1 protein-coding gene is annotated in these 299 nt (G+C 39.8%); it reads right to left on the bottom strand.

Annotation, left to right across the window (positions count from 1 at the left end):
- A partial coding sequence (locus BU804_RS01680; RefSeq protein ID WP_143298909.1) for a hypothetical protein occupies positions 1-299 on the bottom strand: 299 nt, incomplete at both ends.

Here is a 299-nt window from a genome sequence, read left to right as displayed (position 1 = left end):
CTTCGTAATAAGCCCCTCGAAGGAGATCGATTTTTTGAAAATGAGAGTCTAGCTTAGAAAGGCAAGACTTTAATTGGTGAGAGTCTAGATTAAAGAGGCAAAACTTTAATTTGCGGTAAAGAGGGCGCAGGACTAGCCAGTAAATCTTGGTCAGAATCTCTTTTTCACTAAGAGGATCTTCTATGTTAACCTCTTCTTTTTGTTCCCCACAAGTAAAATGAAGATCTACTCTTTTTAGGTAAATGGCCGCCACCGCCTCTTGCAATAAGAAGCCACTTTCGGCTGTGAAAATTTCCTTT

Origin of the sequence: Candidatus Protochlamydia sp. W-9, assembly GCF_001950615.1 — a bacterium.
Lineage (GTDB): Bacteria > Chlamydiota > Chlamydiia > Chlamydiales > Parachlamydiaceae > Protochlamydia > Protochlamydia amoebophila.
The sequence above is the reverse complement of the archived record's forward strand: the minus strand, read 5'-3'. Positions and strand labels throughout refer to the sequence as shown.